Below are 23645 nucleotides of genomic sequence, written 5' to 3' on the forward strand. Positions count from 1 at the left end.
TTACTTTTTCTTGCCGCCTTTGGCGCCGGTTTTCAACAGCTGACGCAGTTTCTTCAGCTCTTTCTGGCTCAGCGGCTGTTCAATCTCTTCTTCGGTGCTTTGATTGTCGATTTCGCCGTGGTGCAGCTCATCCGCTTTCTTGGTGGGTTTTTCAGCCTTGGCGGCGGGCGCGCTGAAACTGTTTTCCAGGCGCTGGCACACTTCCACGCTCAACGAAAATTCGTTTTCAGCGGCGGCGGCGCGGATTTTTTCCTTCAGTTCCAGAGGAATTTTAATGGTAAGTGTCGATATCTCGCTCATTTTGAAAGCCTTTCTGCAGGAAGATGCCTTCAAGCTAAGCCACTGGCGATCGGGTGTCTAGTGTGTAATAAAAATTTAATATTTATGTAACAAACGGAGGCGGGACAAATGCGGGTTTTTTAGGCGGGAAACAGAGGCAGGGCCCGAGCATGCGGGCCCTGTACCGGAAACATTATTTGTAGATGATCGCGGTGCCGCTCAGCATGTTGTTACCGCCGGCGGAGATGATGCGGTAGCTGCTGGCGCCCTGGGCATCCGCTTTAGCGGCCAGCTTTTTCTCCAGGCTGCTGAGGGTGGTCGCGTGGCCTGCGGAAACGATGCCGGTGGCGGTCAGGTTATCGGCCTGCTGGCTGCTGATCGGTTCAGCGGCGAAGGTGGCGAAAGAGGTCAGTGCGATAGCGGCTGCGGCTGCAAAATATTTGATGGTTTTCATGGGTGACTCCAGTCTGTTTATTTAGGAAGGAAGCCGTTCGCTTCCGATGTGGTGAATAATAAAGCATCCGTGCCGATTGAAAATCTGATAATGCTGAGCAAGTCATTCAAAATATCTGATTAACAATTTACGCATCTTTACGGCGTTTTACGCTGCGTGGTTTATTGCTGACGGGCGTTCATTGACGCGCCATGACAAAGGCGGGAGGTAACATGACAGAGCGTAGGTGCGCGCTGCGGCTGGGATTTCGGGCCCCCGACATGTAGAATGCGGCGGTCAGTTTCGCGGGTGTGTCCCTGATTATCTCCATTTTACAAAAGGTAGAAGAAATGAAGTCTGAAAATAACGCTAATAACAATGACTTAAAATCATCTCCAATCGTTGTGGCGTTAGATTACGCCGATAAGAACGCTGCGCTGGCGTTCGCCGACCGTATCGATCCGCAAGACTGCCGGCTGAAAGTGGGCAAAGAAATGTTCACGCTGTTTGGGCCGCAGCTGGTGCGCGATCTGCATGGGCGCGGTTTCGACGTGTTTCTCGACCTGAAATTCCACGATATTCCCAATACCACTGCGCATGCGGTAGCGGCGGCGGCCGAACTGGGCGTTTGGATGGTTAACGTCCACGCCAGCGGCGGCGCGCGCATGATGACTGCCGCTAAAGAAGCGCTGGCGTCATTCGGGACGGATGCGCCGCTGTTGATCGCCGTAACCGTGCTGACCAGCATGGAAGCGGAAGACCTGCGCGGCATCGGCATCGAGGCCAGCCCGGCGGAGCACGCCGAGCGCCTGGCGCGCCTGACCCGCGACTGCGGGCTGGACGGCGTGGTGTGTTCGGCACACGAAGCGCAGCGGCTTAAGGCGGCCTGCGGGCAGGCTTTCCAACTGGTTACGCCGGGGATCCGCCCTGAAGGCAGCGCGGCGGGCGATCAGCGCCGTATCATGACGCCGGTGCAGGCGCAGGCCGCCGGCGTGGACTATATGGTGATTGGGCGTCCGATCACCCAATCTGCCGATCCGGCCGCGACGCTGCGCGCGATCCGCGCCTCTTTGGCCTGAGGAAGCGATGATGAATGACGATAACAGCCGTCTGGTGTATTCCACGGACACCGGCCGCATCAGGCAGGAAGAGGTTAAACCGCAACGCGCCAAGGGCGATGGCATCGTGCGCATCCAGCGCCAGACCAGCGGCCGCAAGGGGAAGGGCGTGTGCCTGATTACCGGCGTCGATCTGGATGATGCCGCGCTCGACAAACTGGCGGCCGAGCTGAAAAAGAAATGCGGCTGCGGCGGCTCGGTGAAAGAGGGAGTCATCGAGATCCAGGGCGATAAACGCGAGCTGCTCAAACAGTTGCTGGAAGCCAAAGGCATGAAGGTCAAACTGGCGGGCGGTTGAGGTGAATCGCCATGCCGCGGTGCAATGCTGCGGCATGGCTAGAGGTTGTTGCTGCCGGGGGTTAACCCGTTAACGGCGAAAGAACTATAGACTTAACGTAAAACAGACCTGAAATCATCGTTATTGGTTAATACGTCAAAGCGCCAAGGCGCTTTTGCCCGCCTGTCGGCGTAGGGCTCTCGGTCAGGTTATTTACCTACCTGGTGACCGATAATGCCGCCCACCGCAGCCCCACCCAGCGTGCCCAACGCGCTGCCGTTGGTCAGCACTGCGCCGCCGACTGCACCGGCGCCGGCGCCGATAGCGGTGTTGCGATCGCGTTTGGACATGTTGGAACAGGCGCTCAGTGAAAACGCCAGAGTCAGAGCCAGAGCGGCGGTGGCGAAACGTTTATTGATAATCATCATAATGACTTCTCCTTAGCATTGGCTATATGGAAGTGCCCTATAAGTATAGGCGTTAACCATAAATCAGGCCTGCTGTTGATTCCCATGCGGTATCGATATAAAAAATGGCATTTTTTGTTAACGGCCGAATAATTAGCAGGTTACGGCCCAAAAGTCGCCGAAACTGAGTATAGGTTTCTCGGGAAGGATAAACAGGTAAATAGTCTTAAAATCCTGCGGTGCAAGGGGAAAGACGCGCGGCGTGGCCCGCGCGGTGCGGCGGTGGTCTGCGTTATTCGTTGACCAATTCCACCTGTACGCCCTGGCGTTTCAGCTGATGCTGATACTCCAGCGCCAAACGCGAATCGGTGATCACCCGGCTGATCTGCCCCGGCTGCGCCAGCGGATTGGGCTGGATCTGGCCGAATTTGCTGGAGTCCGTCAGCACGATATTCTCCACGCCCTTGGCCAGTACCGCGCTGACCACATCGGCGCGCATCATGTCGCGGCCGGTAAAGCCGGTTTCGGCCTGAAAGCCGTCAATGCCGATAAACGCCTTATTGAAATGCACCTGCTGAATGCACAGCCGCGTCAGCGGGCCGACCACGGTCTCGCTTTTCTTCTGGTACATGCCGCCCAGCACAATCACGTCGCAGTCGGTTTCTTTCAGCAGGTTGGCGATGTAGTGGCTGACGGTGATCAGCGTAATGCGCTTGCGTTCGGCGATGTAGCGCGCCAGCAGGGCGTTGGCGCTGCCGCTCTCGATAAAGATCGTCTCGCCGTCGTTGACCTGCGCGGCGGCGTATTGCGCCAGTCTCTGCTTGAGGGTGAAATTGGACATCATGCGGGCGTCGACGTCGTCGCTCTCCAACGCCACGGCGGAACCGTGCACCCGCTTCAGATAACTGCGCTTTTCCAGCAGGTTGAGATCCTGCCGGATGGTGACTTCCGAGACGCCCGAGGCGCGCGCCAGCTCATTGACGCTGATCCGCCGGCGATCGTTAACCAACTGCAATATGGTCTGTTGTCGTAAATTCATATCGGCCTGATGATGCGGCCGCCAAGGCGCGGCCGCTAAGAGTCAAAGGTTTAAAGAGTATGTTCTGTGCGCGCAATGATATCATCCTGCGCCTCAGGGGATAATGCGGTAAAGAAGGCGGAATAGCCAGCTACGCGAACCACTAAATCACGATATTGGTCAGGGTGTTGCTTCGCCGCCAGCAGCGTTTCGCGCGACACGATGTTGTACTGCACATGCCAGCCGCGGTAGCTCTCGAAGAAGGTGCGCAACATCAGCATCAGCTTTTCCCGGTCGCGCGGGTTGTCCAGCGTCGCCGGGTTCAGCTTTTGATTGAGCAGCACGCCGCCGAGGATCGCCTCGGTCGGCAACTTGACGAGCGAATTGAACACCGCCGTTGGCCCCAGGTGATCGGTACCGGACGCCGGACTGGCGCCTTCCGCCAGTGGCGTGTGCGCCTTACGCCCATCGGGCGTGGCCAGAGTGGCGGCGCCGAAGGGCACGTTGGCCGAGATCGACGACGTGCCGGCGTAGTAACCGCCGCCGATCGGCCCGCGGCCGAAGCGGGTGTTGCGATACTGCTTCAGTTCTTCGATATAGGTTTGGTAGGCGCGCACCAGCAGCCGATCGACCTCGTCCACGTCGTTGCCGTATTTGGGCGCGGCGTTGAGCAGCCGCTGGCGCAACTGCTCGCCATCCAGCCCGGCGAAGTCTTCGGCCAGCGCCGTCGCCAACTGCTGCTGGCCGATCGCCCCCTGGTCAAACACCAGTTTGCGCACCGCCGCGAGGCTGTTGCCCAGGTTGGCGATGCCGACCTGCAGGCCGGAAACCCAATCGTATTTGGCGCCGCCTTGCTTGATGCTTTTACCGCGTTCGATGCAGTCATCCACCAGCGCGGAACAGAGGATATCGTGGGCATTCTCTTCCAGCACGCTGTCCACCACGCATTCGATCTCGATCGACTTGCGCGTGTAGTAGCGGATTTGCCGATCCCAGGCGGCTAAGACCTGCTCGAAATCGGCGAAGTTTCCTTTGGATAGCGCCTGTTCCTGCGGCAGGAAGATCTGCCCGGAGGTCGCGTCGCGGCCCTGTTCCAGCGCCGCCAGCAGCACGCGGGCGAAGTTGATGAAGCTCATGCCGGTGCAGCGATAGCCCCATTTGCCGCCGACGGCGGTCTCGATGCAGCCGATGGCGGCGTAGTCGTAGGCGTCTTGCGGCTCAACCCCCAGTTTGATGAATTCGGGAATGACGATTTCGTCGTTGTTGAATGCCGGCATGCCGAAACCGCAGCGGATCACCTGCACGCAGGCGTCGAGGAAGTCGGCGCTCATCCCGGCATGGTAACGCACGCTGAGGTTGGGCTGAGTGGAGCGCAGGCGGCCGCAGGACTCGAGAATGGCGTAGGACAGCGGGTTGACCGCATCGCACGGCCGGCCGTCGACCAGCTTCTGTCCGCCGATGGTGACGTTCTGGTACAGCGGGCTGCCGGCGGAAGCCTTGGAATGCGAGCCGGAGCGGATCTTGTTGACCTCCAGCAGCTTTAGCCAGCAGCTGTGCAACAGCTCGATGGCGTCTTCCCGCGCCAGCTTTTGCTCCAGCTCCACGTCACGCCGATACCAGGGATAGAGGTATTGATCGAGGCGGCCGAAGGAAACCGAATGGCCGTTGGATTCGATCTGCAACGTCAGCTGGATGAAATAGCACAGCTGCAGCGCCTGCCAGAAGGTGTGCGGCGGGCGATGGGCGATCTGTTCACAGTTATCCGCGATGGCCAGCAGCTCGGTGCGCCGGCCAGTGCGCGGTTCGTTTTGCGCCATGTCGCGCGCCAGGCGGGCGAAGCGCAGGATGTGTTCGCTCAGCGCCGCCAGCATGATGTCGATAGCGTTGAGAAACTGCGCTTTGTGCAGATCTTCCCACACGGTCAGGCGCAGGCGGCTGCGGCGCGCGTTCACTTTTTCACGCAGGCCGTCGAGACCTAGCTCCAGCAACAGCGGGAAGTTGACCGCCAGGTGAGCATCGCCGGAGGTCATGTTGCCCTCGGCCTTGATGATGCCGGTAGCCAGCAGCGCCTTTTGCTCGTCGGTGAACATGCCGTAGCAGCGATCCTGCACCGTTTGGCCGCGCCACCAGGGACACAGACGATGCAAAATTGCCTTGTTCTCTTCGCTGACCGAAAAACCGGCGCCCGGCCGGTCGGCCAACTGGTCTATTTCGTTTTCTATCCAGCCGACGGTGTATTCGGGGAAGATCGGCGCGGCGCGCAGTTCGCTGGCCTGGTTGCCGACGATCAACTCGTCGTTGGCGATCCAGATGCTGCGTTTCGCCAGGTGGTTGGCCAGCGCCAGCGCGCGGCGCACCGGCAGCGGCCTGTCCTGATGCTGTTGATAGGCTTCGGTATAGTGCTGCGCGCGTTCGGTGCACACCGGCGGTTTGACGATGTGAATCAGCGCGTTCTTGTGCGCCTGAATGCGGGCGCTGAGGGTGGTCAAATCCAACGTGGTCATGGCGTTATCCTCGCAAAATGGCGGTCAGGCCTTTGGCGCCGGCATAGTCTTCGGCGAAGGCCAGCAGAGCGGGCGCGTCCAGCGGCGTGCGGGCGGCACGGTAGGGCTCGCCGAGCAGGTGGTACTTGTTGATGCCCAGCGTGTGGTACGGCAGAAAGTGGATCTCCGACACGCCGATCTCGTCGGCGGTGAAGTCGACGATCGCGCGGACAGAGCGGCGATCGGCGTTGAAATCGGGGATCAGCGGCACGCGCACGGTCATTGGCACGCCGTGCGCCGCCAGCCGGCGGAAATTGTTCATCACCCGGCGGGCGGAGCCGCCGGTCCAGGCTCTGAAGCGCGCTTCGTCGGTGTGTTTGAGATCGGCCAGCAGCAGATCCAGCCACGGCAATGAAGGCGCGATGTAACGCCACGGCACGTGCAGACAGGACTCGACGGCGGTGTGGATGCCGGCCTCGCGGCCGCGCCGCAGCAGTTCCGCCGCGATCTCCGGCTGCATAAAGGGCTCGCCGCCGGACAGCGTTAAACCGCCGCCGCTGCGCAGGTAGAAAGGCTTATCCCGCATCACCTCGGCCATGATATCGTCGGGGTTGACCGGGCTGCCGCACAGGCTGAGCGCGCCGGTCGGGCAGGTGGCGGCCAGGGCGGCATAATCGTCTGCGCTAATCAGCTCGCGTTGCAGCGTCAGCGGCCCGTCGGTGCGCTGCAGCCCTTGCGGACAGCGCGCGGCGCACAGCGTGCAGCCGCTCAGGCACAGACGCTCGTCAAACAGCAGGTCTGCGTGGCGCGAACGGCTTTCCGGGTTCTGACACCAGCGGCAGCTCAGCGGGCAGCCTTTTAAAAAGACCACGCTGCGGATGCCGGGGCCGTCATGGGTCGAGTAGCGCTGCAGATTGAAGAACATGAGTCACCCGTTTGGCATTGCTGAATCTTTCGCCATTAAAGGTGTTTCGAATGAAAGTTGAATTGATTTTGATCAAAGGTTGGCGGTTTTTTTGCCCTATGATGATCAGAGTTTGAATCCGCCCAGAGAACATGACACAGGAGTCCGTGATGGAGCTTTATCTCGATACCGCCGATGTGACCGCGGTAAAACGCCTGGCGCGCATTCTGCCGCTGCACGGCGTCACCACCAACCCGAGCATCGTGGCGAAGGAAGGCAAGCCGATCTGGGAAGTGCTGCCCGCGCTGCGCGACGCCCTCGGCGGCACCGGCAAGCTGTTTGCGCAGGTGATGGCGGCCGATGCGGAACGTATGGTGGCGGAGGCGGCGCTGCTCAGCCAGCGGGTACCGGGGTTGGTGGTCAAGATCCCGGCAACCGCCGAAGGGTTGGCGGCGATCAAGAAACTCAAAACGATGTCCATCCCGACGCTGGGCACGGCGGTATACGGCGCCGGGCAAGGGCTGTTGGCGGCATTGGCCGGTGCGGAATATGTGGCGCCTTACGTCAACCGCGTGGACGCGCAGGGCGGCGACGGCATCGAAATGGTGCACGAGCTGCAGCAGCTGTTGAGCCTGCATGCGCCGTCGGCGCAGGTGCTGGCCGCCAGCTTCAAAACGCCGCGCCAGGCGCTGGAGTGCCTGCTCGCGGGCTGTCAGGCCATCACCCTGCCGGTGGACGTCGCGGAGCAGTTCCTGAACGCGCCGGCTGTGCAGGCCGCGGTCGAGAAATTCGAACAGGATTGGCAGGGTGCGTTCGGCTCGACGCTGTTAGGCTAAAGCCAGTAAAAAGGGCGCCGCGGCGCCCTTGCTTGATGCTCGGTTCGTTTAGCTGCGGCCGGCCTCTTCCCTAAGCGCGGCGCTGACCTCGTGCGCCGTCGGTTGTTCGGAACGCAGCGCCCTGCGGATCGCGAAGAAGGCGGCGATCAGCATGGTCACCGCCACCAGCATAAAGAATCCGCACAGCGCGGCGTTGATCTGGTTGCTGAACACGATGGTCTCCATGTCCTTCAGCGACTTGGCCGGCGCAATGATCGTGCCTTGCTCGATGCCGGTAGAGAATTTCTTCGCCTGCGCCAGGAAACCGATGCTCGGTTTCTCATGGAAGATCTTCTGCCAGCCGGCGGTCATGGAGGTCACGAACAGCCAGGCGGTCGGCAGAATGGTGACCCAGGCGTAGCGCTGCTTTTTCATCTTGAACAGCACCACGGTGCCGAGGATCAGCGCCATCGACGCCAGCATCTGGTTGCCGATGCCGAACAGCGGCCACAGGGTATTGATGCCGCCGAGCGGATCGACCACCCCCTGATACACGAAGAAGCCCCAGCCGGCCACCGCCACCGTGGTGCCCGCCAGGTTGCCGAACCAGGAGCGGTTGTTGGCCAGCTGCGGCACCGCCACGCCCACCAGATCCTGCACCATAAAGCGGCAGGCGCGGGTACCGGCGTCGACGGCGGTCAGGATGAACAGCGCTTCGAACAGAATGGCGAAGTGGTACCAGAACGCCATCATCGCCCGGCTGTTGAACACCTCACTGATGATGTGCGCCATGCCCACGGCGAAGGTCGGGGCGCCGCCGGCGCGCGACAGTATCGAATTCTCACCCACCTCTTTGGCGATCAGCGCCAGCGTTTCCGGTGTGACGATAAAGCCCCAGCTGTTAATCACCTGCGAAGCATTTTCCACCGTGGTGCCGATTAGCGCCGCCGGCGAGTTCATGGCGAAGTAAACGCCCGGATCCAGCACCGAGGCGCAGATCAGCGCCATGATGGCGACGAAAGACTCCATCAGCATGGCGCCGTAACCGATAAAGCGAATGTGGCTTTCGCGCTCCACCAGTTTGGGCGTGGTGCCGCTGGAAACCAGCGCGTGGAAGCCGGAAATGGCGCCGCAGGCGATGGTGATGAACAGGAATGGGAACAGGGCGCCGGCGAACACCGGGCCGCTGCCGTCGATAAAGCGCGAAACCGCCGGCATTTTCATCTCCGGCATGGCGAAGACGATGCCGATGGCCAGACCGATGATGACGCCGATCTTCATAAAGGTCGAAAGGTAGTCGCGCGGCGCCAGCAGTAGCCACACCGGCAGCACCGAGGCGACGAAGCCGTAGATCACCAGCACCCAGGTCAGGGTGGTGCCGTGCAGCGTGAAGAACGGCCCCCAGTAGGGATCTTGCGCCACGTTGCCGCCGTAAATGATCGCCAGCAGCATCAGCACGAAGCCGATTACCGAGATTTCAGCGATCTTACCTGGACGAATAAAACGCATGTAGACGCCCATGAACAGCGCGATCGGGATGGTGGCGGCGATGGTGAACAGCCCCCACGGGCTGTCGGCCAGCGCCTTCACCACCACCAGCGCCAGCGCCGACAGGATGATGATCATCACCCCCAGCGCGCCGAGCATGGTAATCACCCCGGCGAACGCCCCCAGTTCCTGTTTAGCCATTTCCCCCAGTGAACGCCCGTCGCGGCGGGTGGAGATGAACAACACCAGGAAGTCCTGCACCGCGCCGGCCAGCATGACGCCGACCAGGATCCAGATGGTCCCCGGCAGGAATCCCATTTGTGCGGCCAGGATCGGCCCCACCAGCGGCCCGGCGCCGGCGATGGCGGCGAAGTGGTGGCCGAACAGCACCCATTTGTTGGTGGGCACGTAGTCCAGGCCGTCATTATGGCGTTCGGCCGGGGTTAGACGGCGGTCATCCAGTTCAAAGACCTTGTCGGCGATGAACCGGCTGTAGAAGCGGTAGGCGATGCTGTAGCAGGCGACGGCGGCGACCACCAGCCAGACGGCGTTGACGTGTTCGCCGCGGCTGAGCGCCAGCATGGCGAAGGCGAAAGCGCCGACCAACGCCACCAGCAGCCAGATAAGTCCGGACCTGATGTTTTTCATGAAACAACTCCTTGGCGTACAGAGGTAGAAATTGACGTTGTTATTAGGGATGACGTTTTAACAGTAGAAGTTTTGCCGCTGAACCGCGGCAGGTCGGATGAGAAATGTGAAGCAGGTGGGGTTTTGGTGTAAAAACAAGGCGATGAAACGCCGTTGGCGCAGGCTGCCGCCCACGCATTTCCGAACAGATTTTCATTCTGCACTTTTACTGCGCATGCAGCGAATCATCGCCGTTTTTTATCTGGGTGCGGCGTTTGTCGGCTTATTATTTCATCTGTAGAGGTGTGCCGAAATAAAATGGCGCGCATCGTGTTATACCTTTATTTTCATCCGCATGTTTATTCATTCATTAAATAAATAATAGGGAAAGAAAAGGGATTTAATTATGATAAATAAAGTTATTGAAGGGTATTTACCGCAGCTCACGGCGATTCGTCATGATATTCACCAGCACCCGGAGCTTGGCTTCGAGGAGTTTCGTACCAGCGATTTGGTGGCGGACTATTTGAGTTCGTGGGGCTATGAGGTGCACCGCGGATTGGCGGGCACTGGTGTGGTGGGGACGCTGCGGGTGGGTGACGGCGTGAAAAGCCTCGGGCTGCGCGCCGATATGGACGCCTTGCCGCTAGAGGAAAACAACGGCAAACCCTGGAGCAGCAGCGTAGCCAACCGCATGCATGGCTGCGGCCACGACGGGCATACCACCATGTTGCTTGGCGCTGCGCGTTACCTGGCGCAAACGCGCAATTTCAACGGCACATTGCATGTGATTTTCCAGCCGGCGGAAGAGACGCTGGATGGCGGTGCGCGCATGGTGGAACAGGGGCTGTTCGAACGCTTCCCCTGCGACGCCATTTTCGCCATGCACAATATGCCTGGGTTACCCGCCGGCGAGTTCTTTTTCCAGCACGGTCCCTTTATGGCTTCTTCGGATCAGATTGTGGTCACGATACAGGGGCGTGGCGGCCACGGCGCCATGCCGCATTTGACCGTCGATCCGGTGCTGGTGGCGTCGCACATTGTCATTGCGCTGCAGAGCATCGTATCGCGCAATACCAATCCGCTTGAAGCGGCGGTGATCACCGTCGGCAGCATTAAAGTCGGTGAGGCGGCTAATGTGATCCCTGATAGTGCGGAAATGAAGCTCAGCGTGCGATCGCTGGGGCGCGAATGGCGAACAACGCTGTTAACGCGCATTCCTGCGCTGATTCAGGCGCAGGCGCAAAGCTTCGGCGCCACGGCAATCGTGAACCACATCAACGGCGCTCCGGTATTGGTTAACGATGAGGCTATGACGCGCTTCGCGCATCAGGTGGCGCAGCAGCAGTTTGGCGCCGCGCGCGCGCACTACGGCGCTAAGCCGCTGATGGGCAGCGAAGATTTCACCTTCATGCTTGAGGCGCAGCCGCGAGGCTGCTATCTGCTGATCGGCAATGGCGACGGTGAAGGAAGCTGTATGGTGCATAACCCGGGATACGACTTTAACGATGAATGCCTGGCGGCGGGCAGCCATTATTGGGGCGCGCTGGCGGAAGCGTATTTAAAATAAGTCAGAAAAATAATAACAGGGAAGATAATAATGAGTGAAAATACGGCGGTGATGCAATCAGAAATAAACGCGCCGTCGAAGACGGGCGGCAAGAAAGTGATATTTGCCGCCTCCTTCGGTAATGCGCTGGAATTTTTCGACTTCGGCATTTATAACTTCTTCGTCATTTATATCAGTGTGCTGTTCTTTCCGCCGTCGAGCGATCCTAATCTGGCGTTGCTACTGGCGTTCGCCACGTTCGGCGTCAGTTTTATTATGCGGCCTCTGGGCGGTATTTTGATCGGCGCCTATGCCGATCGCCGCGGCCGCAAACCGGCGATGATCCTGACGATTTCACTGATGAGCCTGGGTACGGCGATGATCGGCTTTGCGCCGACCTACGCCAGCGCCGGCTATTGGGGAACCATCACGCTGGTGGTGGCGCGCCTTATCCAGGGGGTGGCGGCGGGCGGAGAGGTGGGGGCGTCGATGTCGTTGCTGGTGGAGTCGGCGCCGCCCAATCGGCGCGGCTTCTATTCCAGCTGGTCACTGGCGACGCAGGGCATCGCCAGCGTGATTGGCGGTGTGACAGCGCTGGGGTTGAGCGCCGCGCTGCCGCTGCTTTCGGGCGAACCGAACGCGATGGCTGAATGGGGCTGGCGCATTCCTTTCTTTATCGGCGTGGCGCTTGCTCCGCTCGGTTGCTGGCTGCGCCTCGGGCTGGAAAGCGACCGTCCGCCGATGCCGCGCACTCAGGAGCCGCCTGTGCAGCTGCGCCGGCACTCGCGTGCGGTGGTGCTCGGCGTGATGTTGACCATCGGCGCCACGGTTGCCACGTACATTTCTATGTATTATCTCGGTACCTTTGCGGTGAAGTATCTGGGCATGGCGCAGACTTACGGTTATGCCGCGATGCTGCTGGCCGGGATCATCACTTTCGGCGGCAGTTTGCTGGTAGGGGGCTGGTGCGATCGCTATGGCCGTCTGCCGCTGATCCGCTGGGCGCGGATCGCCATTTTGCTGCTGGCGTTGCCGGTTTTCTGGCTGCTGACGGTGGCGCCGCATCCGGCGGTGTTGCTGAGCGTGGTTACGCTGATGGTTGGGCTAACGACGTTGGGGTCTGTTCCCACGCTGTTGGTGATTTCCGAGCTGTTTCCGCAGCGGGTACGCGCGTTGGGGTTTGCGTTGGTTTATAGCCTTGGCGTCGCAATTTTCGGCGGCTTTGCCCAATACATCGCTTCACAGTCGATCGCGCTCAGCGGTTCGCTGCTGGCGCCCGCCGGCTATCTGATGTTGGCAACGCTGATCTCGCTGGCCGCGCTGCCGCTGTTGCGTGAAACCGGCGGCGATCCGCTGCGCTAGCAGACGCGGGGCGATAAAAACGCCGGCGGTTCTCACCGTCGGCGTTTTGCGTTGCGGCCGCTTCAGGTTGGCGTTCAGGCCGCAGGGCGGGCGATTACGCTGCGGGTTTCCATGCGCACTTCAGCGATGGTGACCTGCAAGGTGTCGCTCTGGCGGTAAACCACTTCACCTTTGATCTGCACGGTGCCGGTTTCCTGGCTGCACTGCATCTCGTCACGCACCGCGTGAATAAACGGCGCCGGGATGAAGGCAACCGCGCCGTTGTTCAGCAGGCGCACACGCAGGCCGCCGCGTGTCACGTCGATAATCTCGGCGTTGAAGCGGGTATCGGTACCGGCCTTGTCCTGCAGGAAGCGGGCGTACAGCCAGTCGCCGACGTCGCGTTCCGCCATGCGGTTCAGGCGGCGGCGTTCCGCCAGCTGCACCGTTACGTCATCCTGCGGTTTTTCGGCCGATTGCTGGTTGATGATTGCCTTCAGCAGGCGATGGTTGACCATGTCGCCGTATTTACGGATCGGCGATGTCCAGGTGGCGTAAGCCTCCAGCCCCAGACCGAAGTGCGGCCCCGGCGTGGTGCTGATCTCCGCGAAGGTTTGGAAGCGACGGATACGACTGTCAAGGAACTGAGTCGGCTGCGCATCCAGATGGCGGCGCAGTTCGCAGAAGCCCTCAAGGGTCAGCAGTTTTTCGGCTTCGGCTTCCACGCCGTTAGCCTGCAATACGGTGACCGCTTGCTCAACCAGCGCAGGATCGAAACCGGTGTGCACGTTGTACACGCCGAAGCCCAGGCGATCGCGCAGCACGATGGCGGCGCAGACGTTGGCGGCGATCATGCACTCTTCAACGATGCGGTTGGCGCTGCGGCGCTGCTCGGTGACGATCTCCAGCACGTCGCCTTTTTCACCCAGCACGAAGCGGTAGTCCGGGCGATCTTTGAATACCAGCGCATGCTGGTGACGCCAGGCGTTGCGCGCGTCGCAAACGCGTTTCAGCAGGGTGATCTGTTGTGCGATGGCGTCGCTCGGCGGCTGCCAGCCGGCAATGCCTTCCAGCCAGTCGGAAACTTCGTCGTACACCAGTTTGGCTTTGGATTCGATCTCGGCGGCGAAGAACTGAATATCGTCGCCCAGCGCGCCGTCGGCGGCGATGGTTACGCGGCAGGCCAGCACCTGGCGGCGCTCATTAGGGCGCAGCGAGCACAGGTTGTCCGACAGATCGCGCGGCAGCATCGGGATGTTAAAGCCCGGCAGGTAGTTGGTGAAGGCGCGCACGCGGGCGATATCGTCCAGCTTGCTGCCTTGCTCGACGTAGGCGGTCGGATCGGCGATGGCGATGGTCAACTGCAGCGAACCGTCAGCGTTGTCGGTCACGTACAGCGCATCGTCCATGTCCTCGGTGCTGGCGCTGTCGATGGTGACGAATTCGAGCGCGGTCAGATCTTCACGCACCAGCGCCGCGTTCGGCTCGCTGAGGGCCTGCATCTCCGGCGCCTCTTTTTCCAGGTTGTGACGCGCCAGCGTCACCCACCACGGGGCGAAATGGTCTTCACCGTTGGTGATAAACTGGGTCAGATCGGCGTTGAAGCCGCGATCGCCTTTCAGCGGATGGCGGCGCATTTCCGCCACCGCCCAGTCGCCAGCCTGGAAGTTGTGGGTCAATTCACGCACCGGGCGGCACGGAATCGCCTCTTTCAGCAACGGATGATCGGGCACGATGGACAGACGATCGTCGCGCTTTTGCACGCGGCCGACAAAGCGCGACAGGAACGGCTCGACCAGGGTTTCCGGCTCGGCGATTTCGCGCTCTTTCTCGGTGTGCAGGGTGGCGATAATGCGATCCCCGTGCATGACTTTCTTCATGTACGGCGGTGGAATGAAGTAACTTTTTTGACCGTCTACTTCAAGAAAGCCAAAGCCTTTCTCAGTCCCTTTCACGACGCCTTCAACGCGCGGGGTCTGAGAGTGAAGTTGCTGTTTAAGCTGCGCCAGCAGCGGGTTATCTTGAAACATATCGTCCAGTGAATGGGTTGTGAGTGGCAAGATTTGCGGCTGACAGTTTTACGCGAATCACCCGCTGCGAGCAAGCCTAACGTCACGGAACCCCGCGTTGCCGCGCGATTTTGCGCAAGAATGGTCAATCGAAGTGCGATAGATGAAAAACCCCGGCGCGAGGGCCGGGGTGAAGGAGGGGGGCAATCAGTCCTGCAGCGGCGTCGGCTGCAGGATTTCAATCCAGTAATCGTCCGGATCGCGAATGAACGCCACGTAGTTCATGCGGCCTTCATGCAGGCGTTTCTGGAAGGTGACGCCCAGGCGCTCAAAACGCTCACAGGCGGCGCGCACGTCCGGCACCGTGACGCACAGGTGGCCAAAGCCGCGCGGCTCGCCGTTGCCGTTGTGGTAGTGGAAATCCGCCTGATTTTCGGTGCCGTGGTTATGGGTCAGTTCGAGAATGCCCGGTTGGCTCAGCGCCCAGCGTTTGCGTTCGTCGTCATCCTGCGGGATCTGCTCGCGCGGGCTGCGCGTCAGGTAGCAGATGGTGAAAGCGGCTTCTTCGAACGTTTCCAGATAGACCGGGGTAAAGCCCAGTACGCGGGTATAGAAATCCAGCGCCTTGGTCAGGTCTTTCACGCGGATCATGGTGTGGTTGAACACGTAACCGTCGGTTACCGCGTCCGGTTGGGCCGCCACGCCGGGCAGCGTCAGTAGGTCATTCAGTGGCATCAGAGATCCTCCTCAGGGTGTCGGCAGACTGTAGATGAAATCGATGCTAATCTAAAGTGATTGTTTTTAACTAAAACACTAACTAAAAGTGAATGATAAATGAAGCTGAGTCAGCTGAAGTTTTTCTGCACCGTGGTGGAACACAAAACCATTGCCGCCGCCGCCCGCGAGCTGCACTGCGTGCCTTCCAACGTCACGCTGCGGCTGCGCGAGCTGGAGGAGTCGCTGGGCGGCGAGCTGTTTTTCCGCGACAAGAACCGGCTGTACGTGAATCCCAAAGGACGGCTGTTCTATCAGCAGGCGCGCGACATCGTGGCGCAGGCCGAGCGCAGCAAGCAGCTGTTCGCCGGCGAGCAACAGCATGGGCTGTTAAACCTCGGCGCGCTGGATTTTTCGCTGGTCAGTCACTTGCCGGCGCGCATTGCCCGGCTGCGCCGTTTACAGCCTCATTTGCACATCAACGTGCTGAGCCGCGACTCGCTGGTGCTGGAACGCATGTTGATCGACAGCGATCTCGATCTGGCGATCACCGACGGCCCAATTGAGCATCCGCTGCTGGCCAGCCAAAAGGCGTTTGACGAACGGCTGGTGCTGCTGATGCCGGCGGATGTCGGGCAGCCCGACGCCGCTACGCTGGCGCCGCTGGAGTTTTACACGTTCAGCCGCGAGTGCTCGTTCCGGCTGAAGGTCGATCACTGGCTGGCCTCGCGCGGGCTGAAACCTCGCATGACGCTGGAAATGGAATCTTATGCCGCGATGGCGGCCTGCGTGCAGGCCGGCTGCGGCGTCGCCTGCGTGCCGGGTTCGTTGCTGCCGCTGATCTTGCCGGCGCCGGGGCTGAAGGTGGTGGAAATGGGCGAGGAGGGCGTGAGCGATCTCTATTTCGTCTGGCGGCGGCATCAGCTGTCCGAGGAATTGCAGACTATCCTGGAAATATTGGCGCGCCCGGCGTGAACCGGGCGCGCGTTTTCAGGCGATGCGCAGCGACGGCTGCTGCTCGCTGCGGCGGATCACCACCGGAATCGACTTTGAGGTCGGGGTGCCGGTGCCGTCGCCGAAGCTGGCCAGCGGCACCAGCGGGTTGGTTTCCGGGTAGTAGGCCGCCAGATTGCCACGCGGGATGTCGTAACTCACCAGCTTGAATCCATCCACCTTACGCACCACGCCGTCGTTCCACAGGGTTTCTATCTCTACCCGTTCGCCATCCTGCAGGCCCAGCGCCGCCAGATCTTCCGGATGGATGAACAGCACTTCGCGCTGACCGTAAACGCCGCGGTAGCGGTCATCCAGACCATAGATGGTGGTGTTGTACTGATCGTGCGAGCGCAGCGTCTGCAGGGTAAACGGCGCTTGCACGTCGCCCAGCTGCGGGAACAGAGTAGTCGGCAGCGCGGCGTCGCTGAATTCCGCCTTGCCGCTCGGCGTGGCGAAGCGCAGTTCGGCGGCGGCATTGCCCAGGTAGAATCCGCCGGGCTGCTCGCAGCGCCGGTTGAAATCCTCAAAGCCGGGAATGGTGGCGGCGATATGATCGCGGATCAGCGAGTAGTCGTCGGCCAGTTCCAGCCAGTCCAGCTGCTGTGTGCCCAGCACCGCGTCGGCGATGCCGCAGACGATCGCCGTTTCCGAACGTTGCGTATCCGCCAGCGGTTTGCCGATGCCTTCCGAGGCGTGAACCATGCTGAAAGAATCCTCGACCGTGATGTACTGTGAGCCGCTGGCCTGCATGTCCAGTTCGGTGCGGCCGAGCGTCGGCAGGATCAGCGCGTCTTTGCCGGTCACCAGGTGGCTGCGGTTAAGTTTGGTGCTGATGTGCACCGTCAAATCGCAGTTGCGCAGGGCGCGGGCGGTGCGCTCGGTGTCCGGCGCCGCGGCGGCCAGATTGCCGCCCAGCGCGATCAGCACTTTCACTTCGCCGCGCAGCATTGCTTCGATCGCTTCCACCGTGTTGTGGCCCACCGCGCGATTGGCGGTGAAGTTAAAGTGGCGTTCCAGACTGTCGAGCAGCGCTTTGGGCGACTTCTCATCGATCCCCATGGTGCGGTTGCCCTGAACGTTGCTGTGGCCGCGTACCGGGCACAGACCGGCGCCCGGTTTGCCCAGTTGCCCGAACAGCAGCTGCAGGTTGGTGATTTCACGCACCGTCGCAATAGAGTGCTTATGCTGAGTCACGCCCATCGCCCAGGTGCAGATCACTCGTTCAGCGCCCTGGTAGGTGGCCGCCGCCTGGCGCAATTGCGCTTCGCTCAGACCCGATTGCGCGGTAATGGTCCGCCACTCGGTGGCGTCCACCTGCGCCAGGTATGCCTCCACGCCGACGCTGTGCCGCTCGATAAACGCCAGGTCAAACAGGGGGGGCTCACCGGCGGCCAGCCGCTGGCGGTGGGTTTCAAGCAGCGCTTTCACCATGCCGCGCACCGCCGCCATATCGCCGCCCAGATTCGGTTGGTAATAGGAGGAGCTGATCGGTGAGGATTTTGGCGTCAGCATCTGCACCGGATCCTGCGGATCGGCGAATCTTTCCAGCCCACGCTCGCGCAGGGTGTTAAAGCTGACGATGCGCGCGCCGCGTCGGGCGGCGTTTTTCAGGCTGTGCAGCATGCGCGGGTGGTTGGTGCCGGGGTTTTGACCGAACACGAAGATGGCATCGGCCTTTTCGAAGTCATCGATGCGGATGGTGCCTTTGCCGACGCCGATGCTCTGTTTCAGCCCAACGCCGCTCGCCTCGTGGCACATATTGGAACAGTCGGGGAAGTTGCTGGTGCCGAGCATGCGGCCAAACAGCTGATAAAGGTACGACGCTTCGTTGCTGGCGCGGCCCGAGGTATACAGCTCGATCTGGTTCGGGTTGTCCATGCCGTTGATGTGTTTGGCGATCAGCGCCAGTGCGTCCGGCCAATGAATAGGCTCATAGTGGTCGGTTTCGGCGTTGTAGCGCATCGGATGGGTGAGGCGCCCCTGGTATTCGAGGAAATAGTCGCTCTGCTGCTGCAGGGTGCTGACGCTGTGGGCGGCGAAGAACTCAGGCTCCACGGCGCTGCGCGTCGCTTCCCAACTGACCGCTTTGGCGCCGTTTTCGCAAAAGCTGAAGGTGCTGTGATTATCGTCGCCCCAGGCGCAACCGGGGCAGTCGAAGCCGCGCGCCTTGTTGACGCGCATCAGGTTGCGCATGTTTTTTAGCGTTTGTTTACTGTCTAGGACAAAGCGGGTGGTGGCTTCAAGCGAACCCCAGCCGCCCGCCGGGCCGGTATAAGGCTTGATTGACGGTTTGAATTTCATGGTGACACTTCGCAGGTGGTTGTAGCTAAAAAGTAAACGCTTTTTTATGCGTTTTGCGTATTTATGTCACAAGTTTAGGGGCGCGGCAGGCGGGCGTCTAATCGAATGGTGCAATGGCGGCATAGAGCATATCTATCGCAGATGGATGTTGACCTAAACAAATGGTTGCATAAAGACACCCGCTGCAAAAGAGTAATGGTTTCGCCTGAAATTGAATTCATGCAGTCTATCTCGCGGATTATATTGGCATTTTATTTAGCCTGCGGGTCAGAGGAACACAGCGTGAAGCGTTCAGTATCAGTAGTGATCGGCGGTATGTTACTGCCTTTGGCGGCGCAGGCGGCGGAAACGGCGTCCCATTTTCCCGCCATGACTCCGCCAGCGATAGACGCCGCCTCTTACGTTTTGATGGATTACACCACTGGCCAGGTGTTGGCCGCCGGCAATGCCGACGAGCGGCGCAATCCGGCCAGCCTGACCAAACTGATGACCGGGTTGGTGATCGACCATGCGCTCGACCAGCATAAGATTGGCCTCGACGATGTCGTCACCGTGGGGAAAGACGCCTGGGCGCAGGGCAACCCGGTGTTCAAAGGATCCTCGCTGATGTTTCTGAAGCCAGGTGACAGGGTCACGGTTCGCGATCTCAGCCGCGGCATCATCATTGATTCCGGCAACGACGCGTGCGTGGCGATGGCGGACTATGTCGCCGGAAGTCAGGCCAACTTCGTCAAGCTGATGAATGAGAAGAGCGCCCAGCTGGGATTGCAGAACACCCATTTTGAGACGGTGCACGGGCTGGATGCGCCAGGGCAGTTCACCACCGCCGGCGATCTGGCGGTGATCGCGCGCGCCATCATCATGAGCGAGCCGGCGGAATACCACATGTACAGCGAGAAATCGCTGACCTGGAACGGCATCACGCAGCAGAACCGCAACGGCCTGCTGTGGGATAAGACTCTGCACGTCGACGGCCTGAAAACCGGGCACACCGCCTCGGCCGGCTTCAACATCATCGCCTCCGCCACCGAAGGAGATCGCCGCCTGATCGCCGTGGTGATGGGCGGCAAAAGTTCCAAAGGCCGCGAGGAACAGGCGCGTAAGCTGTTGACGTGGGGGCTGCGCGACGTTACCACGGTGCACCTGTTCAGCGCCGGCCAGAGCCTGGGGGAAGAGCCGGTCTGGTACGGCGAAAGCCACCGCTTGCCGGTCGGCAGTGCGCAGGACCAGTCGCTGAGCCTGCCGAAAAGCGAGGCGGACAAACTGAAGGCGCAGTACGTGATCAATGCTGCGCGGCTGGAAGCGCCGGTCAACAAAGGACAAACCGTTGGCGAGATCCGCATCAGCGATAATGGCCAGGTGGTGAAAACCCTGCCGCTGGTGGCGCTGCAGGCGGTGCCGCAGGGCGGCGTGTTCTCACGCCTGATGGATTACATGAAGCTGAAGCTCTGACTCACCGGGCGAGCGACGACGCCCGGTGGTATACTGAGCGCGAATGCCGATCATTGAGCCGCGCTATGGATATTAAACAACTGATTTATTTGTGTAATTTAGAACGGGAACGCCACTTCGGCCGGGCGGCGGAGGCCAGCTTCGTCAGCCAGCCGACGCTGTCCATGCGATTGAAAAACCTGGAAAAAGAACTGGGCGTTTCGCTGATTAACCGCGGCAACCATTTCGGCGGTTTTACCGCCGAAGGCGAGCGGGTGCTGGCGTGGGCGCGTGAGATCGTCTCGGTTTACCAAGGGCTGAAGCTGGAGGTGGAGTCGCTCAAGCACGGTTTGCACGGTACGTTGCGCCTTGGCGTGGTGCCGCAGTGCAGCATCTCGGTGGCGGAAATGCTCAAGGCGGTCAGCGAGCGTTATCCGCATCTTGATTACCGGCTGGCGGTGCTGAGCGCCGATCAACTGTTGGAGGCGTTGACGGCGCATACCGTCGATATCGGCATCGGCTTTTTCGAGCTGTCGACGCTGAAGGAACTGCATTTTCAATCACAACCGCTGGTGGAAACCGGCGTCGAGCTGGTATTTCATCCGCAACACTTCCCTAAGCTGGTGGGCGACACGCCGTTGCCGCTGGAGGCGGTGGCCGCCTTGCCGCTGTGCCTGGCCGAGCCGACACGGTATTTTCGCCGCTATCTCGATCAGCACTTCCGCGACGCCGGGTTGACGCTGCACCCGCGGCTGGAGACTGCCTCTATCTTCCAGCTGCTCGAGGGCATTTTCGTCGGCTTGGGCTGCGGACTGTTCCCGCGCGGCCAGTTGCAATCGCCGCTGATGCCGGAACTGCAGCGGCGGCCGGTGGCCATCGCCGCCATGCCGCGTCATGCGGCGGTGGTGGTCGATATGGCGGAGCGCGCCACGCCGTTGGCGCAGAAGTTTTTCGATGCCGCCAGCGAGTGGTTGCGGCGGCAAAATATCTGAAGGAAGAATGTATTGCGTCCAGTAATTAGCCGCGTAGTGGTATTCAGTCGGTAGCGCTGAAAGATTCCGCATCGCCCAGCGTTTGGCGCAGGCGATTTTCCCAGGCGTAGAGCGCGGCGGTGAGGATCACTTCCAGCGCCTGCGCCTGATTCAGGCCGCTGTTGAACAACGGCTGCACGCTCTGCGGGGTAAATTTCTCCGGTGCGCGCGTCAGTTCGGCGGCGGTGTGGATCACCGCGCGTTTGACGGCATCCTCGGTAAATGCCAGCCCCTGAGGCAGCCCGGTGAACAGCGCCTGGGCCAGTCCGTCGTCCTGGAGCTCTTGCGTCACCGTGGATGCGCAATAGCGGCTGCCGTTGATGCGCGAGACCGCCAGCGTCGCCAGCGCCTTGAGGCGACTCGATAACCCATATCCTTCGGCATTGATGCCGTTGAACACCCCGTTGCGCTCGCGCAGTGCGGCGGCATCGTGCGCCAACAACAGATAATAAGATTCGGCGCGCGCCTGCGGGTGGCTCTGATCCAGCACGTCAAGCTGTTCGGCGGCGGCGGCTTCCGTGTCGATTGGCGGCAGACGCGCGGTCCAGCTTAACTCTTCGGCACTGAACGCGACGCCATCGGCGTCTTCGACGTTAGGGAAACCGGGCACCACCACTGCCGGCCGGCCGGCCAACGCCGCGACGCCCGCGACCACGCGCGCCTGATAGCTGACAAAACCGATGATTTGCGAAAAGGTGACGATATCCGCCGGGCTCAGCCCGACGTCGCCAAGCTGTTGCAGCGCCTTGCGGCAAATCAGCGTGGGCTGGCTGGCAAGCTGGCGGGCGTATTGGGTGATCTGGGCGAGGCGGATATTGCTTTCCCGGGAAGCGTCCGGGCTGTGCAGCGGGGCGAGGCGGGCGGCATAGTGGCTACAGAGCGACTGCACGCCCGTCACCTGGGCGACGGTCAGCGCGGTGCTAAGGCGATCGTAAGGTGACAATGTCACGTATCGTGATAATGGCACCTGATCGGGAAACAGGGCGTGGTAGCTGGCCAACGAGGCGCTGAACACGCCGGCGCGAGCGCGTAGCGCAGCGTTTAACGCTTCATCGGCGAAGGCGCCCAGCCCCAGCAGAAAGCGATCGCGAAGGGTGGCCGCCTGCGGTTCCAGCGGCGCATCGCCCCGCACGCTGCTTTGGGTTTCGTGATACCACTGGGCATTATGTTGTCGACGGAGTCGTTCCATAGGGTCAATCCTTAATCATGATCAACAGCCGCCGCTGCGCGCGGCAGCGTCGGCTGGACAAAGAGGCAACATGCCCGCAGGCGGGGCGAAAGGCGGTTTTAGCGCAGCTCATCACAGCAGAGGGCGTGGCCGTAAACAGAAAAACCGGCTGCCAGCGTGAGCAGAAACTGCGTAAGGCGGCGATGGCGAATGCTGTTCATCAGTGCGATATCCTGTCGTATGAGAAGTGCAACGTAGGGGATATCCTCACCGATCGCCCTGGCGAGATAAAATAATGTTACGGACTAATCAATAACTGAAAGGAATAAAATATAAGGATATATAACAAGAATGTAATTTGCATGTGCGCTTTCTCGCTAAGCGGCAGGCGCGCAAGGTGATAAAAAACCCGCCGCAGCGGGTTTGTAGGTGAAGGTGTGACTCAGAAGCGGCCGCCGTCGCGCCGCCAGGCATCGGCGGTCAGCGCCTCGCCGAAGTGGCTGGCGATAAGGCGCTTGGTCAATTCGTGCAGCGGCGCCGCCAACACCTCCGCGGTGCTGCCGCGTTCGACGATTTCCCCTTCGTGCATCACCAGCACCTGGTCGCTGATATGCTTCATCATGCCGAGGTGCTGGGTGACGTAGATATAGGAAATACCGTGTTTTTCCTGCAGCTCCAGCATCAGGTTGATGATTTGCGAGCGCATCGACATGTCCAGCGAGGCCAGCGCCTCATCGGCGACGATCACCTTCGGTTGCAGGATCAGCGCGCGCGCCAGCGCGACGCGCTGTTTTTGCCCGGAGGCCAGCATGTGCGGATAGTAGTAGGCGTGATCCGGCAGCATGCCGACCTGGCGCAGCGTCTGGTTGATACGCTGCTCGCGCTCGGCGGGCTCAAGATCGGTGTTCAGCCGCAGCGGCGCATCCAGCAGCTGGCCGATGCGCTGGCGCGGGTTGAGCGAGGTGCTCGGATCCTGAAAAATCATGCGAATACGCTGGCTGCGATAGCGATAGTCGCCGAACGCCAGCGGATGATCGTCGATCAACAGCTCGCCGGCGGTCGGCTCCACCATGCCGGAGAGCATCTTCGCCAGCGTGGATTTGCCGGAGCCGTTCTCGCCGATCACCGCCAGCGTCTGGCCTTCGCGCAGGGTAAAGCTGACCGATTTCACCGCCTCAACGTGCTGGCGGCGGAACAGCCCGGTGCGGTAGCGGTAGGTTTTGCTCAGGTTGCGCACTTCCAACAGCGTTTCCATG

Annotated in this window: 21 protein-coding genes; 9 read left to right on the top strand and 12 right to left on the bottom strand. The window is 60.7% G+C overall.

Translation table 11 applies throughout. From position 1 onward, the window contains the following. Both JL05_RS15510 and bhsA read right to left on the bottom strand, forming a co-directional pair. Complete coding sequence (locus JL05_RS15510) at positions 1 to 300, bottom strand: Arc family DNA-binding protein (protein WP_033632910.1); 300 nt, start codon at positions 298 to 300, stop codon at positions 1 to 3. 172 nt (positions 301 to 472) lie between these two features. After that, positions 473 to 733 (bottom strand): multiple stress resistance protein BhsA, encoded by a 261-nt coding sequence (gene bhsA / locus JL05_RS15515; protein WP_015378032.1) that lies wholly within the window; start codon positions 731 to 733, stop codon positions 473 to 475. A gap of 329 nt (positions 734 to 1062) precedes the next feature. On the opposite strand from bhsA, the gene pyrF reads away from it, so the two are divergent. Both pyrF and yciH read left to right on the top strand, forming a co-directional pair. Next, on the top strand, positions 1063 to 1791 hold the full coding sequence (gene pyrF, locus JL05_RS15520; RefSeq protein WP_004930640.1) for an orotidine-5'-phosphate decarboxylase: 729 nt from the start codon (positions 1063 to 1065) through the stop codon (positions 1789 to 1791). Positions 1792 to 1801: 10 nt separating this feature from the next. Then, positions 1802 to 2128, top strand: coding sequence for a stress response translation initiation inhibitor YciH (yciH, locus tag JL05_RS15525; RefSeq protein ID WP_033632911.1), 327 nt, complete (start codon positions 1802 to 1804; stop codon positions 2126 to 2128). Positions 2129 to 2316: 188 nt separating this feature from the next. Here the strand turns inward: yciH and osmB are convergent, their stop codons facing one another. The 4 genes from osmB to JL05_RS15545 all read right to left on the bottom strand — a co-directional run bounded on the left by osmB (position 2317) and on the right by JL05_RS15545 (position 6940). After that, positions 2317 to 2535 carry an osmotically-inducible lipoprotein OsmB gene (gene osmB / locus JL05_RS15530; protein WP_004930634.1) on the bottom strand — a complete coding sequence of 73 codons (219 nt, stop codon included), beginning with the start codon at positions 2533 to 2535 and terminating at the stop codon, positions 2317 to 2319. A 271-nt stretch (positions 2536 to 2806) separates the two neighbouring features. Beyond that, positions 2807 to 3553 (bottom strand): DeoR/GlpR family DNA-binding transcription regulator, encoded by a 747-nt coding sequence (locus tag JL05_RS15535; protein WP_004930631.1) that lies wholly within the window; start codon positions 3551 to 3553, stop codon positions 2807 to 2809. Between the two features lie 50 nt (positions 3554 to 3603). Further along, on the bottom strand, positions 3604 to 6036 hold the full coding sequence (locus JL05_RS15540) for a formate C-acetyltransferase/glycerol dehydratase family glycyl radical enzyme (protein ID WP_033632912.1): 2433 nt from the start codon (positions 6034 to 6036) through the stop codon (positions 3604 to 3606). A 4-nt stretch (positions 6037 to 6040) separates the two neighbouring features. Further along, positions 6041 to 6940 (bottom strand): glycyl-radical enzyme activating protein, encoded by a 900-nt coding sequence (locus JL05_RS15545; protein WP_033632913.1) that lies wholly within the window; start codon positions 6938 to 6940, stop codon positions 6041 to 6043. Between the two features lie 149 nt (positions 6941 to 7089). Between JL05_RS15545 and fsa the strand changes: the two genes are divergently transcribed. Then, positions 7090 to 7755, top strand: a complete 666-nt coding sequence (gene fsa, locus JL05_RS15550; RefSeq protein ID WP_015378028.1) for a fructose-6-phosphate aldolase — start codon at positions 7090 to 7092, stop codon at positions 7753 to 7755. Positions 7756 to 7803: 48 nt separating this feature from the next. Here the strand turns inward: fsa and JL05_RS15555 are convergent, their stop codons facing one another. Next, positions 7804 to 9870, bottom strand: coding sequence for a carbon starvation CstA family protein (locus JL05_RS15555; RefSeq protein ID WP_033632914.1), 2067 nt, complete (start codon positions 9868 to 9870; stop codon positions 7804 to 7806). Between the two features lie 385 nt (positions 9871 to 10255). Here JL05_RS15555 and JL05_RS15560 point away from each other — a divergent pair, with 385 nt between their 5' ends. Beyond that, positions 10256 to 11419, top strand: a complete 1164-nt coding sequence (locus JL05_RS15560) for a M20 aminoacylase family protein (RefSeq protein WP_033632915.1) — start codon at positions 10256 to 10258, stop codon at positions 11417 to 11419. 51 nt (positions 11420 to 11470) lie between these two features. Beyond that, positions 11471 to 12760 carry an MFS transporter gene (locus tag JL05_RS15565; protein ID WP_373365532.1) on the top strand — a complete coding sequence of 430 codons (1290 nt, stop codon included), beginning with the start codon at positions 11471 to 11473 and terminating at the stop codon, positions 12758 to 12760. Between the two features lie 74 nt (positions 12761 to 12834). Here the strand turns inward: JL05_RS15565 and JL05_RS15570 are convergent, their stop codons facing one another. Together JL05_RS15570 and gloA are read right to left on the bottom strand one after the other, a co-directional pair. After that, a complete protein-coding gene (locus tag JL05_RS15570) occupies positions 12835 to 14769 on the bottom strand; it encodes an exoribonuclease II (protein WP_033632918.1) in 1935 nt (644 codons plus the stop codon). Positions 14770 to 14955: 186 nt separating this feature from the next. Further along, entirely contained in the window at positions 14956 to 15483 is a 528-nt protein-coding gene (gloA, locus tag JL05_RS15575) for a lactoylglutathione lyase (protein WP_004930603.1), read from the bottom strand. Positions 15484 to 15582: 99 nt separating this feature from the next. Here gloA and JL05_RS15580 point away from each other — a divergent pair, with 99 nt between their 5' ends. Further along, positions 15583 to 16437: a LysR family transcriptional regulator gene (locus JL05_RS15580; RefSeq protein ID WP_015378022.1), complete on the top strand. Its 855-nt coding sequence runs from the start codon at positions 15583 to 15585 to the stop codon at positions 16435 to 16437. 15 nt (positions 16438 to 16452) lie between these two features. Here JL05_RS15580 and JL05_RS15585 read toward each other — a convergent pair whose 3' ends face one another. After that, on the bottom strand, positions 16453 to 18759 hold the full coding sequence (locus tag JL05_RS15585; RefSeq protein WP_033632919.1) for an FdhF/YdeP family oxidoreductase: 2307 nt from the start codon (positions 18757 to 18759) through the stop codon (positions 16453 to 16455). Positions 18760 to 19041: 282 nt separating this feature from the next. Here JL05_RS15585 and dacD point away from each other — a divergent pair, with 282 nt between their 5' ends. Together dacD and JL05_RS15595 are read left to right on the top strand one after the other, a co-directional pair. Beyond that, complete coding sequence (gene dacD, locus JL05_RS15590; protein ID WP_033632920.1) at positions 19042 to 20211, top strand: serine-type D-Ala-D-Ala carboxypeptidase DacD; 1170 nt, start codon at positions 19042 to 19044, stop codon at positions 20209 to 20211. Between the two features lie 65 nt (positions 20212 to 20276). After that, complete coding sequence (locus JL05_RS15595; protein ID WP_033632921.1) at positions 20277 to 21182, top strand: LysR family transcriptional regulator; 906 nt, start codon at positions 20277 to 20279, stop codon at positions 21180 to 21182. Between the two features lie 43 nt (positions 21183 to 21225). Here JL05_RS15595 and JL05_RS15600 read toward each other — a convergent pair whose 3' ends face one another. Then, positions 21226 to 22410 carry a CMD domain-containing protein gene (locus JL05_RS15600; protein WP_033632922.1) on the bottom strand — a complete coding sequence of 395 codons (1185 nt, stop codon included), beginning with the start codon at positions 22408 to 22410 and terminating at the stop codon, positions 21226 to 21228. Positions 22411 to 22427: 17 nt separating this feature from the next. Between JL05_RS15600 and JL05_RS15605 the strand changes: the two genes are divergently transcribed. Then, positions 22428 to 22685, top strand: coding sequence for a hypothetical protein (locus tag JL05_RS15605; protein WP_004930590.1), 258 nt, complete (start codon positions 22428 to 22430; stop codon positions 22683 to 22685). Positions 22686 to 22831: 146 nt separating this feature from the next. On the opposite strand, the gene sapF is transcribed toward JL05_RS15605, so the two are convergent. Further along, the gene (sapF, locus tag JL05_RS15610; RefSeq protein ID WP_016927550.1) at positions 22832 to 23644 is read right to left on the bottom strand and encodes a putrescine export ABC transporter ATP-binding protein SapF; all 813 of its coding nucleotides are present in this window, start codon (positions 23642 to 23644) and stop codon (positions 22832 to 22834) included. Between the last annotated feature and the right edge of the window lies 1 nt (position 23645).

The organism is Serratia nematodiphila DZ0503SBS1 (assembly GCF_000738675.1).
Taxonomy (GTDB): domain Bacteria; phylum Pseudomonadota; class Gammaproteobacteria; order Enterobacterales; family Enterobacteriaceae; genus Serratia; species Serratia nematodiphila.